Origin of the sequence: Lentzea sp. NPDC102401 (assembly GCF_044765805.1) — a bacterium.
Classification (GTDB): Bacteria; Actinomycetota; Actinomycetes; order Mycobacteriales; family Pseudonocardiaceae; genus Lentzea; species Lentzea sokolovensis.
On record NZ_JBIWKS010000001.1, the window covers coordinates 705,563 to 722,107 of the forward strand.

Annotated in this window: 12 protein-coding genes; 1 reads left to right on the forward strand and 11 read right to left on the reverse strand. The window is 68.1% G+C overall.

All coding sequences use genetic code 11. The features are described 5' to 3' along the window. Positions 1-200: 200 nt before the first annotated feature. From ACIRG5_RS03190 to ACIRG5_RS03210, 5 genes are all read right to left on the reverse strand, one after another. Complete coding sequence (locus ACIRG5_RS03190) at positions 201-1,949, reverse strand: glycoside hydrolase family 6 protein (RefSeq protein ID WP_402899331.1); 1,749 nt, start codon at positions 1,947-1,949, stop codon at positions 201-203. Between the two features lie 20 nt (positions 1,950-1,969). Further along, the gene (locus ACIRG5_RS03195) at positions 1,970-2,422 is read right to left on the reverse strand and encodes a hypothetical protein (protein ID WP_402899334.1); all 453 of its coding nucleotides are present in this window, start codon (positions 2,420-2,422) and stop codon (positions 1,970-1,972) included. Beyond that, positions 2,422-3,687, reverse strand: coding sequence for a lytic polysaccharide monooxygenase (locus ACIRG5_RS03200; protein WP_402899337.1), 1,266 nt, complete (start codon positions 3,685-3,687; stop codon positions 2,422-2,424). The genes ACIRG5_RS03195 and ACIRG5_RS03200 overlap by 1 nt, the downstream gene beginning before the upstream one ends. Before the next feature lie 11 nt (positions 3,688-3,698). After that, positions 3,699-6,575, reverse strand: a complete 2,877-nt coding sequence (locus tag ACIRG5_RS03205; RefSeq protein WP_402899340.1) for a glycoside hydrolase family 48 protein — start codon at positions 6,573-6,575, stop codon at positions 3,699-3,701. Positions 6,576-6,818: 243 nt separating this feature from the next. Further along, positions 6,819-7,751 (reverse strand): polysaccharide lyase family 1 protein, encoded by a 933-nt coding sequence (locus tag ACIRG5_RS03210; protein WP_402899343.1) that lies wholly within the window; start codon positions 7,749-7,751, stop codon positions 6,819-6,821. A gap of 173 nt (positions 7,752-7,924) precedes the next feature. On the opposite strand from ACIRG5_RS03210, the gene ACIRG5_RS03215 reads away from it, so the two are divergent. Then, the gene (locus tag ACIRG5_RS03215) at positions 7,925-8,689 is read left to right on the forward strand and encodes a pectate lyase (protein WP_402899346.1); all 765 of its coding nucleotides are present in this window, start codon (positions 7,925-7,927) and stop codon (positions 8,687-8,689) included. Between the two features lie 33 nt (positions 8,690-8,722). Here the strand turns inward: ACIRG5_RS03215 and ACIRG5_RS03220 are convergent, their stop codons facing one another. The 6 genes from ACIRG5_RS03220 to ACIRG5_RS03245 form a co-directional block, all read right to left on the reverse strand. Next, the gene (locus tag ACIRG5_RS03220; RefSeq protein ID WP_402899349.1) at positions 8,723-9,868 is read right to left on the reverse strand and encodes an enolase C-terminal domain-like protein; all 1,146 of its coding nucleotides are present in this window, start codon (positions 9,866-9,868) and stop codon (positions 8,723-8,725) included. Next, positions 9,865-11,133: an ABC transporter substrate-binding protein gene (locus ACIRG5_RS03225; RefSeq protein ID WP_402899352.1), complete on the reverse strand. Its 1,269-nt coding sequence runs from the start codon at positions 11,131-11,133 to the stop codon at positions 9,865-9,867. The genes ACIRG5_RS03220 and ACIRG5_RS03225 overlap by 4 nt, the downstream gene beginning before the upstream one ends. A 7-nt stretch (positions 11,134-11,140) precedes the next feature. Further along, entirely contained in the window at positions 11,141-12,022 is an 882-nt protein-coding gene (locus ACIRG5_RS03230) for a carbohydrate ABC transporter permease (protein WP_319974716.1), read from the reverse strand. Next, the gene (locus ACIRG5_RS03235) at positions 12,019-12,894 is read right to left on the reverse strand and encodes a carbohydrate ABC transporter permease (protein WP_402899355.1); all 876 of its coding nucleotides are present in this window, start codon (positions 12,892-12,894) and stop codon (positions 12,019-12,021) included. Before ACIRG5_RS03235 ends, ACIRG5_RS03230 begins: the two co-directional genes overlap by 4 nt. Beyond that, complete coding sequence (locus tag ACIRG5_RS03240) at positions 12,891-15,074, reverse strand: pectinesterase family protein (RefSeq protein ID WP_402899358.1); 2,184 nt, start codon at positions 15,072-15,074, stop codon at positions 12,891-12,893. Before ACIRG5_RS03240 ends, ACIRG5_RS03235 begins: the two co-directional genes overlap by 4 nt. Before the next feature lie 275 nt (positions 15,075-15,349). Further along, a complete protein-coding gene (locus tag ACIRG5_RS03245; protein ID WP_402899361.1) occupies positions 15,350-16,522 on the reverse strand; it encodes an MFS transporter in 1,173 nt (390 codons plus the stop codon). Positions 16,523-16,545 lie beyond the last annotated feature (23 nt).

Sequence of the window (16,545 nt, forward strand, 5' to 3'; positions counted from 1 at the left end):
TCGACACCATAGGGAGCACCTTCTGATGACATCAAGGGTTATGTGTGCGTTAACATTGCGCAATTCGGGTGGTCCAGACGAATTCAGCACTGTCTGGAAACTTGCCCGACAGAAACCGAGGCCAGGTAGGAAGAGCGCACCCACACGGCGCGGCCCCGAACGACAGGGCCGGCCGCATGGGCACGTTCACATCCAGTTGCTCACAGCGCCGGGTAGGCGTTGCGCATGAGCTCCTGGAACTGGGCGGAGAACCACTTGCCGGAAATCGGGGCGTTCCCCAGGGCTCCCGACATGTTGTTGCCGTTGCGCACGTTCCCGGTGTAGGTCGGGTCGCACATCCGGTCAAAGCCCTTGCCCTCGTTGTTCGGGATCTCCTCGCTCGCGCCGTCGGACTCGCCAGGAGGCTTCACCCACACGTACGCGTCGATACCCGCCTCCGGTGCCGCCTTCGGGCGCTCGCCCAGGCCCGCACCCGACTGGTTGCACCAGTTGCCGAGGTGGATGCGGCGGTCCAGCTTGCCGCCGTTGACGTACGCGTCGACGCCGGTCGTCGGGCCGGGGCCCGTCGGACGGGCGCTGCCGCCCCAGCCGTTGCGGCTGGTGTCGATCAGCATGCCGACGTTGGCGTCGAAGCCCGCCTGCACGGCCCGCTGCCGGAACGCCTGCGCGTAGGACAGCTCGTCGACGTAGCGGTTCCAGTCCACCCACTTCGACTGGCGCACGGACGTGCCGTTCACCGAGTCCTCGATCTTGAAGTACGGCTCCTTCAACGCACCGTAGTTCGCGGTGTTGGCGATGAAGCCCTGCACGTTCGCCTTCGTGCTGCCGGAGGCGTTCGCCGCCTGGAACAGCAGTTCGGCGGTGGCGCCGAAGTTGTCGTCCCAGCCGATCCAGCCGTGGTGGCCGATGTCGAGGTAGTTGTAGACGTTCGGCACGGCACCCAGCTTCGCGAGCGCGTAGCCGACACCGGTGACGTAGTTGCCGTTCGCCTTCATCACGTCGCACGCCGCCACGGCGGTCGGGCGCGGTGTCACGTTGGTGACCAGGTTCGGGAGGGAGTCGATCTCCACCGTCGTGACGATCCGCAGGCCGGCGTACGCGGGCCTGGCGAGGATCGCCGCGATCGGGTCGATGTACTCCGACTTGTAGCGGTCGATCTCCGTCGCCTTGAGCTCACCGTTGGAGGCGAGCGCCGAGCAGTCGCGACCGGGCAGGTTGTAGATCACCAGCTGGATGACGAGTGGTGAGCCCGCCGCCTGGCGCACCGCCTCGTCCAGGTGTCCGACCAGGCCGCGGGAGTCGGCCGTGCCGGCGATCGCCGCGATGCGGTCCAGCCACACCGCCGTCGGCTGGTTCGCGACTCGGCTGCCGCCCGGTTCCGCGTTCGCCTTGGCCGCCCAGTCAGGGTTGATGTACTGCTTCGCGCCCACGTACGCGTTGTCGACGCGGTTACCCGGGTTCGGGTTGCCGCTCGTCGTCGTGGTGGTCGTGGTGGTCGTCGTCGTGGTGGTCGTCGTCGTCGGCGCACCGGTGCACACCGTGCCGTTCAAGGTGAACGTCGTCGGGTTCACGTCACCGCTGGCGGCACCGGAGCCGTTGAAACCGATGTCGATGGACGCGTTGGTGCCCAGGCTCCCGTTCCACGACATGCTCGTCGCCGTCACGTTGGCGCCCGACTGAGTCCAGTTCGCACTCCAGCCCTGCGCCACGCGCTGGCTGCCGGGCAACGCGAACTTCAGCGTCCAGCCGCCCGTCACCGCGTCGCCGAGATTGGTGATCTTCACCGAGGCGCCGAACCCTCCGCCGCCCCAGTTGTTCGCCGTGTAGTCCACACGGCAGCCGGGTGCGGCGCCCGCGGGAGGCGCTGTCAGCGCCACCGCGATCGTCGCCGCGGTGGTGGCGACCACGACTCCCGCCGCGGCCCACCGCCTCTGTCCGTTGAGCTTCATTGCTCCGGATCTCCTGTCTTTCAATGGTGTCTGATCTCCATGAGCGAACACGCCGTGGGCGTGCACTCAAGTCTTTTGAGGCCGAGGTACTCCATGCCGATCGAGCCGGTGAGCGCGAACCCGTCCCCGAAGGCGAGGTCCGGGTCGCCCCGGACCTCGCCGTTCGCGAGCGCCGTCCGCCAGGCCTGTTCCAGGCCCGGCTTCAGGACCAGCAGCCCGAGCCGCTCGTAAGGCGGCTTGGCGCAGGTCCCCCACTCCGCGATGAACGGCGCGTAGACCTTCGACCGCACCGGACCTGCGAAGTCGGTGAAGTCGTTGCCCCGCTTGACGTTCGAGCACTCGTCGGTCAGGTCGTTCAGCCATGCCGCGATGCCGTCGACGCCCTTGCTGAGATCTGGGGTGGGTTCGGCGCGTCCTACGAGGAGGGCGAACGCGACCGAACCCACCACCAGGAGGGCGACCAGGGCCCTCATCACCGGATGGCGCACGCGGATCCGTTGAGCGTGAACGACGTCGGATCAGCAGGTGTGGACGTCGTCGTGGCGTTGAACCCGAACGTGACCGAACCTCCGGCCGGGATGTCCGCGTTGTACGACACGCCCTTCGCGGTCGCCTGCCCGCTCGCGACGGTGACCGTCGACGACCAGGCCTGCGAGAGCTGTTGTCCGGAAGGGAAGTCCCACACGAGCTGCCACGCGCTGATCGCGCTGGTGCCGCTGTTCGACACCGTCACGTTCGCGGTGAATCCGCCGTTCCACGTGCTCGGCCGCGAGTACGCCACCGAACAGGAACCGGTGCTGCCACCACTCGATGTTCTGACCGCGACGGCCGGCGACGCCGAGGAGGCGTTGCCCGCCGAGTCCGTCGCGACCACCGTCAGCGAGTACTGGGTGTCCGCGGTCAGACCCGTGACGGTCACCGAGTTCGTCGCGGAGGTCGCGACCACCTGGCTTCCGTTGTAGACGCGGTAACCCGTCACGCCGATGTTGTCCGTCGACGCGCTCCAGTCCAGTTTCACCGTGCTGCTGGTGACGCTGGACGCGACAGGGGTGCCGGGCGCCGACGGCGCGGTGGTGTCCGGCGTGCCGGTGCCGCCGCCGAACACGACGTCCGAACAGCTGTAGAACGCCTCCGGGCTGTCCGAGCGCTGCCAGAGCGAGTAGATGATGTGCCGGCCGGACTTGTTGGGCAGCCGGGCCTGCCAGGCGTACTCGCCGTTCGCCAGCGGCGGGTTCGTCACCTTGTCGAACGGTGCCGACTCCAGGTCGGACCACTTGAGCGGCTTCGTCACGTCGAAGCCGTCCTTGGTGACGTACTGCTCCCACGTGCCGGGGTGCGGCGCCCACGCGTTGTACCGGAAGGTGACCGAACTGTTCGCCTGCACCTGGGTCGTGGGCCAGTCGGCGCGGGTGAGGTTGTAGGCGGCGTACTTCGTGGTGGGACCGCAGAGGTTGCCGTCGGGAATGATCTCCCGGTGACGTCCGGCGGCGTTGCTGATCAGGTTGCCGAACCAGTCCCACAACGGTTGCTTCCCGCCCTGGGCGACCGCGGCGACGCACGCCGGGTTGGTGGGCTGGATGTCTCCGCCGCCACTACCGGCGCGGCCGTCCTCGTAGCAGAGGTAGGTGCGACTGCCGGGCCAGACCATCGACCCGTGCGCGACCGCCGTGCCACCGGTCTGCACCAGGACGGCACCGACCGCGGCTGCGACAGCCAGCAGGGCTATGCGTTTCCTCATCTCGGGACTCCTCACCCGTAGATCTCGGCGTGCAGGGAGAACGCCGTCGCGATCTCGGCTTGCGCCCAGAAGCGGTGGTAGGTGAACGTCGGTGCCGGTCCACCGTCCAGATAGGACTGCACCTTCGGCCACTGCGGGTCGTTGCGGAACATCGACCGCATCGACAGGAACGACGAGCCCTGCCCGATCTGGTCACCGTTCGGCATCTTCCCGGTCCAGCCCGGCGGCACGTACGGGCCCTCGCGCGTGCTGGTGTTGTAGACGTCGTCGAACCGGTTGTAGTCCGTGCGGGTCTCCGGCGTCGCGATGCCCAGGCTGTCCTGGTGCGAGAGCAACGACGTCAGCAGCGACTCACCCGTGGTCTTGGCCGCGGCGTTGCCCGACCTCGCCGCGTAGTTGAGCAGCACCTTGGCGTACGACGCGGCCACACCGACGTCCTGGTTGTGGTTGAGCACGCTGACCCGCAGGTTCGCGTTCGAGCCGGGGTTGGTGGCGTTCCACGTGTCCGGCGCTCCCGACCACTGCAGGTCGGCCGGGATCTGGAAGTTCGTGCCCGTGGTGGTGTTCGCGATCGCCCACGGCACCCACTTGTCGAGGATCTTCTTGGCGCGCGCGTCCCCGGTCAGCCGGTACAGCGCCGCCGTGCGCTCGATGCCCCACACCTGGAAGCCGAACCACCGGTTGCTCGGCGGGTCGCGCCACACCGGGTGGGCGTCGTAGTACATGCCGTAGAACGTCGGCGTGCCGGACGGAGGCGAGGCGTACTGCCCCTCCCAGCTGTTCGTGACGCCGCCGGCGAGACCGCCGTCGGCCGACTGCAGCCACTGCAGCATCTCGAGCTGCCTGTTCAGCGACGTCGCCCAGTCCTGCTGCCCGGTGGCGGACAACGGCTTGAGCGCGGGCACGTTCGCGAGAGCGTGCGCTGCCAACGGGTTCTGGTAGCCCTGGTGCGAGGCACCGTCGCCGATGCGCCACGCCCAGCCGGCGGACGTGTCGGTCGCGCCGCCCCAGGCGTAGTACCAGGACATCAGGTAGTGCGCGCTGTTCTTGCCGGTCGCGCCGGGGCACGACGACGGACTGTTGCAGTTGCCGACGCGCTTGAAGTACTTGTCGAACATGGCGTACCGCAGGTAGTCGCCCATCTTCGCGGACTTGCCGATCTCGCTGGAGATGTCGCCGGCCTTGCCCTGCGCCGTCGCCCACTGCTGGGCGAGCAGCGCCACCTGCACCACGCGGGCGTCCGCGTCCGGTGCGTTGGTGTACTTCCACTGCTTGGCGTAGGACGAGTCCTTGGTGAACAGGTCCAGGAAGCCGTTGGGGCCGCCGTGCTTGAACGTGTCGCACGAGGGCTGCGGGATGGTCTCCCACACCGACTCCGACGAGCCGCGCTGGTAGGTGTTGATGTACGCGGGCGCCGTCGTGCCGTCACCGCACTTGCCGAAGCCGTAGGTGTTGTCGACGTCGATCAGCCAGTGCATGCCGTAGACGTCCGAGTTGCCGTACGCGGACTTCAGCTCCGCCGCGATCGGGTCCTGGCCCACCGGAACGGTGCCGTCCAGCGTCGACGGGTAGGCGTCCATCCTCGGGTGCTCGGGCGCGTAGGTGGCCGGCTTCGACGGGTCGTACTTGTCGTTGGTCGGCTGGTCGGCCTTCGCCGGGATGATGTACTTCTCCATCGACGCGAACGCGGACTTGAACGGCGCCCAGTCACCGGTGACCCGGCCGTAGCTCGCCTCCAGCCACAGGTAGTAGCTGAACGCCTCGGACGTGGTCTGGTGACCGTGGTCCGGCGCCTCCACCATCAGCGTCTCGACCGAGTGGTACGGCACGAGCAGGTCGCCGAACTTGCGGAAGTAGCCGCTCGCCGGGTCCTTGATCTTGTTGTACTGGTCGAGGAACGCCTTGTTGAAGTCCAATGTGGACGGATCGATCTCGTTGACCGTGACGCTCGCCGGGCTGTACCCGGTGGCCGACGCCGTGAACGTCGCGGTGCCGAGCGCGCCACCGTTGTTCGCCGACGTCACCGTCACCGTCTGCTTCGCGGTGCCGGAGAACGTGAGCGTCGTGGGGGTCGCCGTCAGGTCCGCGCTGCCGCTGCGGGCGAGCGTGACCGTGACGGGCTGGCTCGGTGCCGTGGCCAGGGAGACGTCGAACGTCGCCGTCTGGCCCTGCTTCACCGAGACCGTGCTCGGGGAGGCCACCACCGCCGGTCCGGACAGCACCTTGACCGCGGCCGGTGCCGAGGTCGCGGTGGCGCCGCGGTTGTCCGTCGCCCGCGCGGTGATGCTGTGGTCACCGGCCGGGGCCGACGTCCACGTGCCGGTGAACGGCGCGCTGGTGTCGGTGGCGATGAGGGTGTCACCCGCGTAGAAGTCGACCTTGGCCACCGTGCCGTCGGTGTCCTGCGCGGTCGCCGCCAGCGGGATCTGCGCGGGCAGGGTGTAGCTGCTGCCACTCGCCGGCGCCGTCAGCGCCACGGAAGGCGACTGGTTGGGGCCGGTGCAGGACACGCCGTTGACGGCGAAGTCCGTCGGGGGCCGGTTCGTCGAGCCCTTGCTGCCGTTGAAGCCGACCTGCGCGGTGCCGCCCGAGGGCAGCGTGCGCGCCCAGTCGGGGTTCGTCACGCTCACGACCGCACCGGTCTGCGTGAAGTTGCCGCTCCAGCCCTGAGTGACGCGCTGACCGTCCGGGAACGTCCAGGTCAGGTTCCAGCCGTTCAGCGCCTCCCCGTCGTTGCGGATCGACACAGCAGCGCCGAATCCGTTGTTCCACTCGTTGGTGATCTGGTAGTTGACGGTGCAGGCCACCGCGAGTGGTGCGGCGACGGCGGGTACCCCGCCGATCAACACCACCGCCGTGACCGCCAACGCCATTGTTCGTCGAGTCATGCCGCCGCCCTCTCGACAACTGGGAGCGCTCCCAGAGTTCACGGCACTGTAACGTGGACCACATCGGCCAACTGGCCGCCGGTGCAGTCGATGATCGACCGAACGGCACTGGCTTTTGGTCCGTGCAGCGCAACGACGATTCGTCTGCCGGTTCCTCTTACTGCTCTCTTCGAGTGGAATTCTGGGAGCGGTCCCAGACGAGGGTGGGGGCGCCCACGCCACTTCGGGCGCCCCCTGGTCTCGTCAGCCGCGTCCGGCTCCCGCACCGGCCGTGACCACGCTCTTCACGCTGCTCGCGCCGTCCAGCGGGTACGAGTAGGGAATGCTCTTCACCGAGCCGCCCTGGTCGCCCGTGCCCGAGTTGACGAAGTGGTTGGCGCGCGCCACCAGCGAGCCACCGGGCGAGCTGCCCTCACCGCGGTGGAACGGGTCCTCGGTGTTCTCGAAGTAGTTGCCTTCGACCAGGACCCCGGCCTCGACGGTCGACGCGACGCCGTAGTCGGTCACACCGCCGTAATAGTTGTTGTAGACGTGCACCGGGTTGCCGAACCGCACGCGCGGGTGCCGCTGCTGCGTTCCGTCGAACCAGTTGTGGTGGTAGGTCACCCGGAGCTTGCCGCGGTCTTCCGACCCGTTGTCGTCGCTGTGGCCCAGCAGCATCGTCTTGTTGTGGCTGCTGAACTTGTTCCAGGACACCGTGACGTAGTCCGAGGCCCGCTTGACGTCGACCGCACCGTCATAGCCGTTGGAGAAGGTGTTGTGGTCGATCCACACGCGGGTGGAGTACTGCACGTTGACCGCGTCGTCACCCCAGTTGCGGAAGTTGAGGTTGCGCACGATCACGTTCGAGGCGTTGGCGATGTTCAGGCCCTGCCCGGTGATCGTCGACGACGAGCCGACGCCCTCGATGGTCTTGTTCGAGGCGACCTTCGTCATGCTCGACAACGAGATCGTGCCGGAGACCCGGATCACCGCCGCGCCCGACGCCTTCGCGGCCGCGACGAAGGCGGACGCCGTGGTGACGGTGACCGGCGAGGCACTGCCGCCGCCCGTCGTGCCACCACCCTGAGTGGCCCAGCCGACCAGCCCGAACGGAGCGGCGGCCGCCTGGGGAACGGACATCGCACCCAGGACCAGCGCGACGGCGGAAATCAATGCTGTGCGCTTTGGAATCATTTACTCGCTCCCAATGAGAGTGAGCGGCGGTAGAACTCACACAACCAGCACCGGTCAGAACGGTCAACCAATTCGAAGATATTCGATTCGAACGTTCGAATAGAGGTTGACAGAAAAGATCTCCGCTCTACCATCGAATTACCGCCGCGCATCCCCCTGCAAGCGGAGCGCACATGAAGAAAATGGCACCATTGGTGTTGGCCGCGGCTCTGGCCGCGTTTCTCGCACCTCAGGCACAGGCAGCGGGCAGCACCTTCCCCACGCCGTCCGGGTCGAAACCGGTCGGCACGACCATCAAGGTCGGATCGAGCGGTTACGACGGTGGCATGCAACGGTTCTACGGCACCGGCGAACTCGGATCCGGCGGACAGGGCGAGGACCAGGGCCCGATCTTCCAGCTGGCCGACGGCGCGACGCTGAAGAACGTCGTGCTCGGCGCGCCGGCCGCGGACGGGGTCCACTGCCTCGGCACCTGCACGCTCACCAACGTGTGGTGGGAGGACGTCGGCGAGGACGCGGCCACGTTCAAGGGCACGTCGTCGTCGCAGACCATGACCATCAGCGGTGGCGGGGCGCGCAAGGCGGCGGACAAGGTGTTCCAGCACAACGGGCCGGGCACGATGATCATCCGCAACTTCCAGGTGGACGACTTCGGCAAGCTCTACCGGTCCTGCGGCAACTGCAAGACGCAGCACAAGCGCAACGTCGTGCTGGAGAACATCACCGCGTTCTCCCCCGGCAAGTCGCTGGTCGGCATCAACACCAACTACGGCGACACCGCGCGGTTCTCGAGGATCACCATCGTCGGGGACAGCAGCAAGAAGATCGCGATCTGCGACAAGTACCAGGGCGTCACGAGCGGTGAACCGAAGAAAATCGGCACCGGGGCGGACAGCACGAACTGCCTGTTCAAGTCCTCGGACATCACCTACCGGTAGAGGAAATGCCCCGGCCACTGGCCGGGGCATTTCTCACCACACTTCAAGAGTGTGAACTCCGATGTGTTCGAAATTCCAGTCGTCGCCAATTCCGGGAATCACCGGCAGCGCCACGTGCCCGTTCTCGTCCAGCGGATCGGCGATGGCGTTCCGGTGCGGCGGGACGCGGTCGAAGTCGACCTGCGGGTGCAGCAGACCGCGTTCGTACCACCGGCCCGCGTCGGTCGCCCCGAGCACGGTGAGACTGCCCGACCCGTTGCCGTGGATCTCGCAGTCCATGTTGAACGACTCCGCCAGGTGCACGGTCTTGAGCACCGGGGTGATGCCACCGCTTCCCGCCGGGCCCGCCCGCAGGATGTCGCAGGCCCCGGCGGCGATCCACTCCGCGCGGGTGAGGTGCTTGCCCCACGCCACCTCCGGGCCGATCACCGGGATGTCGAGCTGCTCGGTCAGCCACCGGTAGGAGCTGATCGACGCCTCCTCCATCGGCTCCTCGAACCAGTAGAAGTCCAGCTCCTGCAGCGCCCTGCCGAGCCGCAGCGCCTCGGTCCGCGAGTACCAGTGGCTCGCGTCGAGCATCAGCGCGACGTCCGGCCCCACCGCGTCCCGCACCGCCTGGCACGCCTCGACGTCACGGGAGACGCTGGGCGCGCCGGGCACCGGCGGCATCCACGTGTGCAGCTTGATCGCCCGATAGCCCACCGACACGAGGTGCTTCGCGAAGTCCGCGTAGTCACCTGGCGTCGCGAGACCGTCCGTGTCGCCGCACATCGTGCTGCCGTAGGCGGGAATCCGGTCGCGAGCACCCCCGGCGAGCTTCCACGCGGGCAGCTCGACCCGGCGGGCGACGAGGTCCCACAACGCCTGGTCGACGAACCCGAGCGCGCGATCGGTGAACCCGCCGTGCGCGCCCCGCTGCCTGCGCGCGAGCAGCCGCCACAGCCGTTCGCGGTCCCACGGGTCCTGGCCCAGCAGCACCGGCCGCACGTGCTTGTCCAGCACGGCGGGCCGCAACTGGTCTGGCTGCACCTGGCAGTAGCCGGTGGCACCGTCGGCATCGGTGATCTCCAGCAGCGCCTCGACCACCTCGTGCTCCGGCGCCGGATGCCGGTGCCCCTCCGGGTCGACGGACGTGGCCGCCGTGGTCTTGAACGTCCGCACCACCACCCGTTCGATCACTTTCGCTTCTCCCAGTCCTGCTGGGCGGTGGTGAGCTTGGCCGCGAGCTGGTCGAGGAACTCCTGCGCGGACATCTGCCCCAGCAACACCTTCTGGTACAGCGGTTCGGTGTCGGTCTTGGTGATCGAGGAGTACTCGGGCAGGTAGACCGGTGCGGGCACGAGCACGGTCGCCGGGTCCTCCAGCACCCCGAGCGCCATCTTCACGGCCGGGTTCTTCTGGATCCACTCGGCCCCGCGCACGTCGGTGTTCGCCGGGATCTGGCCGACCTTCTCGTTCCAGTAGCCGTTGCTCTCGGCCGACGTCAGGAACTCGACGAACTTCCAGGACGCGTCCCGGTTCTTGCCGCCCTTGAACACCGCGAAGCCGTCGGTCGGGTTCGGCACCACCGTGCGCTTGCCGGACGGCCCCTTCGGCAACGGCATGGCGGCGACGCGCTCCGGGCCGAGCGCCTTCATCACGTCCGCGGTCGAGCCGAGGTTGTGGTGCATCATCGCCACCGTGCCGCCGGTGAACTGCGCGACCATCTGCGTGTAGCTGTTGCTCACGTCGGCCTCGGGCGTGGCCTTCTTGTACAGCTCGGCCACCTTGCGCACGAGCTCGGCGTTGCGCGGGTCGGCGACCGTGCTCTTGCCGCCGTCGTAGAACTTCTCGACGGCCGAGTACGAGTAGGCCTCGGACAGCAGCTGGAACACGGACCCGGCACCGCCGCGAATCGTGAAGCCGTACTGGTTGTCCGCCGCCTTCGTCAGCTGGATCGCGGCCTTGGCCAGATCGTCCCAGGTGGACGGTTCCGGGATCTTGTTCTCCTCGAACCGGTCCGACCGGTACCAGATGATGTCCATGTTGCCCGACGCGGGAACGGCGTAGAGCTTGCCGTCCGGGGCGGTCTGCCGCACGGTCTCCAGCAGGCCGTTCAGCAGCTTTCCCTTGAGCGGGCCGTTCTCCACCCGGTCGTCGGCAGGTTCGAGCGCGTCCTGCCCGATGAGGTGCGAGAGGTAGGACGTCGTGACGCCGCCGACGTCCGGGGTGGACCCGCCGGCGATGGCCGTGTCGTACTTCTGCTGCACCGAAGCGCTGGGAATGCCGACGTACTCGACCTTGACGTCGGGGTTGGCCGCCTCGAACCGCTTGATCAGCTCCTGGTAGATGGGTGTGCGGCCGGGGCCGCCGTTGTTGTCCCAGAACGTGATCGTCGTGGGCCCGTCCTGTCCCGCGGAACACGCGCTCAGCACCAGTGCCAGCGCGACCAGCAGTCTCCTCATGTCTCCCTCATCCCTTGACCGCGCCGGCGCTGAGTCCCTGCACCAGGAACCGTTGCACCACGGCGAAAACCAGCACGACCGGCACCGCGGCGACGACGCCGCCCGCCGCAAGCGCCCCGAAGTCGGTGTTGAACTCCCCCAGCGCATAGCTGAGTCCGACCGGCAGCGTGAACTTGTCCTGCCTGCTCGCGAACATCAGCGCGAACAGGAAGTTGTTCCAGGCACCGATGAACGCGAACGACCCGACGGCCACGATCGCGGGCTTGAGCTGCGGCAGCGTCACCGCGAAGAACGCGCGCAGCCGGGAGCAGCCGTCGACCATCGCGGCCTCTTCGAGCTCGATCGGAACGTTGCGCACGAACCCGCTCATCAGGATCAGCGCGAGTGGCAGCTGGAACGCGGTGTCGGCGATCACCAGGCCGGTGAGGCTGTTCAGCAGCCCGGCGGACTTGAAGATCACGAACAACGGGATCAGCATCATCGCGCCGGGGATGAACTGCGTGCACAGCAACGCCAGCAGGAACACCCGCTGGCCGCGGAACTTGAAGCGCGCCAGCGCATAGCCGCCCATGAGCGCGAACACGGTGACCACGACGAGCGTGCCGACCCCGATGATCAGGCTGTTCTGGAAGAAGAGCCCGAACCCGATGCCGTTCCACACCGTGTCGAAGTGCTCGAACGTGATCGGCCACGGCACGAGCGAGGTCTCCCCCGCCGGCCTCACCGCGAAGACCACCATCCAGTAGAACGGGATGAGCGTGAACAGCAGGTAGAGCACCAACGGCAGGTGCAGCCGGAAGTACCGGCTCGGATCGCGGTGCCTCTTGCGGCGAGGTGGCGCCGGCGGCGGTGTCAGGACCGTGGCCGGGCGGGTGAGCGTCTGGGTCATGCCCGGCTCCCGAACTTGGACAGCCTCAGGTAGAGGACGGAGAAGAACAGCAGGATCACGAAGCCGGCCATCGTGAGCGCCGATCCGTAGCCGAAGTCGTGCGAGTCCACGGCTTTTCGTGCCACGTAGAGCGGCAGCGTGGTGGTCTGGTTCGCCGGTCCGCCACCGGTGAGCGTGTAGATCAGGTCGACGTTGTTGAACTCCCACACCGCGCGCAGCAACGTGGACAGCACGATCGCGTCCCGCAGGTGCGGCAGGGTGACGCTGACGAACCGGCGCCATCTCCCGGCGCCGTCGACCGCCGCGGCCTCGTACAGGTCGTTCGGGATGGTCTGCAGGTCGGCGAGCAGCAGGATCGCGAAGAACGGCACCCCGCGCCACAGTTCGGTGACGACGGTCGCGGGGAACACGGTCGCCGGATCGCCGAGCACCGACGTGCCGGGATCGCCGATGCCCCACTGCGCGAGCTGCTGGAAGATTCCCGTCGACGGGTTGTAGAGCAGGATCCAGATGCCGGTGGTGAGCACCCCGGACACCGCCCATGGAGAGAACACCAGGGACCGGGCGAGCGCACGGCCGACGAACGTCTCGTTGACGATCAGCGCGAGGATGAGTCCCAGCACCAGTTGCAGTCCCACCTCGACGGCGACCCACTTGGCGCTGAACACGAGGCTCTGCCAGAACAGCTGGTCCTCGAACAGCATCCGCCGGAAGTTCTCGAAGCCGATGAAGCCGTTCTTCCAGGGCTGGGTGACGGTGTGCTGGCGCAGGCTGAACCACCCGACGCTGGCGATCGGGTAGACCAGGAACACCGCCATCAGCACGAGCGTCGGGGCGATCAGGGCGTACGGCGCCCAGGTGCGGGTCCTCACGCGGGGTTCCACCCGCTCAGGTAGGCGTCCTTCGTGTGCTGCCGCGCCTGCTCGTCGGTGAGCTGCGGGCGGTCGGTTCCGGTGCCCGCGCCGGAACCGGTGTTGCGGTACTCCGCGAACCTGGCCCCACGCCACGGGAATCCGGACATGTCGGTCCACGGCGCGTTCTTGATCGCGGCGGGCAGCACGGTGTCGCGGATGACGACCTGCGCGATCGCGTCCGGGTCACCGCCGGGATGCCACGGCCTGCCGAGGAAGTACGTGCCGGCCGGCGCGTCGCTGAGGATCTTCGAGTTGACGATCAGGAACCCGTGCGGGTTGTCCTTGCGGGTGCTGGCGGCGGTCACGTAGCCGTTGGGGTCGCCGCCGCGGTTCAGCGCGGTGATGGTCGCCCGTTCGAAGACGGCCGTCGCCCTGCCGAAGAGGAAGTCGACGTCGCCGGTGATCGCGCAGTCCCGGTAGTACTGCCGCGATCGCGTGCTCACGTCCGGGGTGTCGGCGTACAGCGTGTCCTGGTGGCCTTCGAAGCGCACGCGGTCGAACAGCATCCGATCGCCGGTGGCCTTGACCGCGACGGCCTGCGTGGCCGTGATCTCCGGGTGCCGCGAGCGGTCGAACGAGTTGCGGAAGGTGACGTCGCGCGCGGTGAACCCGTTGGCCGCGATGGTCGCCGTGGCGCTGCCGGTCGTGCCGTAGGTGGTGCCGTCGGGCTTCTTGGTGCCGCTGGCGTTGTCGAAGTCGATCACCACGTCCTGGGCTCGCCCGGTGGCGCCTCGCAGCGTGAGGTTCTGCTTGGTCGCCGGGATCTTGACGACCTCCCGGTACACGCCCTTCGGCAGGGTGATCACGCCTCCGGCCGGTGCCGCGTCGATCGCGGACTGCACGGTGGCGAAACCCTGGCCCACCACGAGGTGGTGTCCTGCCGGTGGCGCGCCCGCCTGGAGGTGCCTGATCCGGTGCGCCGGTTCCAGACCGCGGTTCAGCGTCGGCGTCCACCCGGCGTCCGTGCCGAGCGCCTTGTCCGGGAACGCCGCGTTGTGCGCGTTCACCAGGCTGACCGGCCTGCCGTCGACGAGGTTGCCGGTGTCGGTGATCGCCGTGCCGCCCCAGTTGTAGACGATCTCCTCGGGCGCGATGCCCCTGACGAAGTTGTTCTGCGCGTAGATCTGGGACTTGACGCCGACACCCCAGCTGTACGTCTGGGCGCCTTCGTACAGGTTGTTGTAGACGTGCACCTGGCCGAACCGCACGCGGGGCGCGCGTTCCAGCACGTTGCGGAAGACGTTGTGGTGCACCGAGACCCGCAGCTTGCCCGGATCGGTCGTGGACGAGTTCGACGACCCGATCAGCATGGTCTTGCCGTGCTCGGCGAAGACGTTGCGGGACACGGTGACCAGGTCGGACCCGTTCGTGATGTCGAGCTGGCCGTCGTGCACCTGGTACGGCCGTCCGAAGTGGAGCGGCTGGGTGCTGTCGACGTTCGGCTCGTCGGTGAACGTGCTGTGGTCGACCCACACGTTCTCGGACCGCTGCAGCGACACCGAGTCGTAGAGCGAGTTCCAGTTGCCGGGCGGGGAGGCGGGGCTGTTGTCGGTGGGATCCCACTGCGGGAAGCAGTCACGGGTGTCGCGGAAGGTCAGGTCGCGCACGATCACGTTGCGCACGCCGTGGATCCGCAGGCTGCCGCCGGTGATACCAGCGCCACGGCCGACCCCGACGATCGTCGTGTCCGCCTGGACGTTCAGGCCGATGACCGCTTCCTGCTTCTTCGCCGACGCGGCCCGCGCGTCCTCCAGCGCCCCTTCTGGTTCGCGTTCCCATCCCCAGACGGCCGGATCGTACGCCGCGAGGTACCCGGCCAGCGTGTAGCCGTCGACCGCGTAGTCCTCACACCGCAACGGTTTCCCATCGTCGCCGGTGTTCGCGTCGATCACGCCCCTGACCTTGATGATCCGCGGTCCCGGTGAGGCCAGGGCCGCGACGAGCTGGGCTCGCGTGCGCACCTCGTGCACGTGAGCGGCGGGCGCCGCCGCTCCCCCGGTGGTGCCCGGCCCGGCCGACGCCCAGCCGTCCCCCGCGGGCAGCACCTGCCTCGCCGGGTCGGTCCCGGCGTGCGCGGAAGGGCTCACCACCCCGGCGGATGCGCAGGCCAGAACCAGCGCGCCAACGAAAAGCCGCATGACAGAATACCCTTCGGAAGGGAGGATTCACATTCTTGAACAAGGTCCACGATCGTGAACCGAGTATTACGAATGCTTCCGGCATGCGTCAACGAAGTGAATTCATTCGACGATTCAGCACGGCGTTCGACGATTCTTCGAATCGAATACCGTCGATTGTTCAAGGGTGTGGATCAGCGATTGATCAATTCTCGCACTCCGGCTTGGGGCAAACAGACGAACGCCGCGATCGGAAGTCGATCGCGGCGTTCGTCATTCGACGGCCCAGCGCCGTCCTAGTGCTTGACCTGCCGCAGCGAGGGAACCAGCACCAGCGCGGGCAGCAACAACAACGGCACGACCATCAAGGCCCGCAACACTCCCCACTGGTTGCCGAGCAGCCCGACGAGCGGCGGCCCCGCCAGGAACGCGGTGTAGCCGATCACCGCGACGACGCTGACCCGGGCCGCCGCGCGTTCGGGATCGTCGGCGGCCGCGCTCATGCCCACCGGGAAGCCCAGCGCGGTCCCGAGTCCCCAGACGGCCACGCCGGCGACCGCCAGACCGAACGACCCGGCGAACACCGCCAGCGTCACGCCAGAGGCGGCCAGCAACATCGAGAGGACGACCGCCGGGACGCGGCCCCAGCGGTCCAGCGCGATGGTGCCGAAGATCCGGCCGAACGTCATCGTCGTGACGAACACGCCGAACACCAGGGCGCCCAGCGCCGGGTCGGCCGCGTAGCCGTCGATGAACGCCACCGCCACCCAGTCGTTCGCGGTGCCCTCGGTGAACGCCAGCACCAGCACCAGCAGCCCGATCAGCAAAGTGCGCGGTTCCCGCCACGCCGCCATGACCCCGCTGCCGCTGCCCTGCTCGGCCTCGGCGGCCAGGCTGTACGTGCGCGCGGCCACCAACGTTCCGCCGGCGACGATCACGGCCACCACGGCCAGGTGCGCGGTCACGGGCAGAACCGCCCACGCCGCGAACGACGCCAGGCCGGCGGCGGCCACCGTGCCGAGGCTCCACATGGCGTGGAAGCGCGGCATCACCGTCTTGCCGAGCGCGCGTTCCACCTCCGCGGCCTCGACGTTCATCGCCACGTCGCACAGCCCCGAGCCGTAGCCGAGCACGAAGATCCCGATCGCCGTCACCACCGGCGACGGGTAGGCGCCGATGCCGACGCCCGCCACCGCGAGTCCCAGCGCGACCGTCACCGCCGACAGGCTCACGGTCCGTTTCGGCCTGAGCCGGTGCGTGACCTCGCCCGCGGTGAGCATCGCCAGGCACGCGCCCACGGACATCGACAGCAGCAGCAACCCCAGCGCGCCCGGTGTCAGGCCCAGCGCGTCACGGGCGGCGGGCACGCGGGCGAACCACGTCGCCACGGCCACGCCGTTGAGCCCGAAGGTGACCGCGACCCCCGCGGCGGCGGCTCGGACCTGATTGCGTGGCACCGTGACCGACATTCCGGTCCTCCTTTCTCGATACA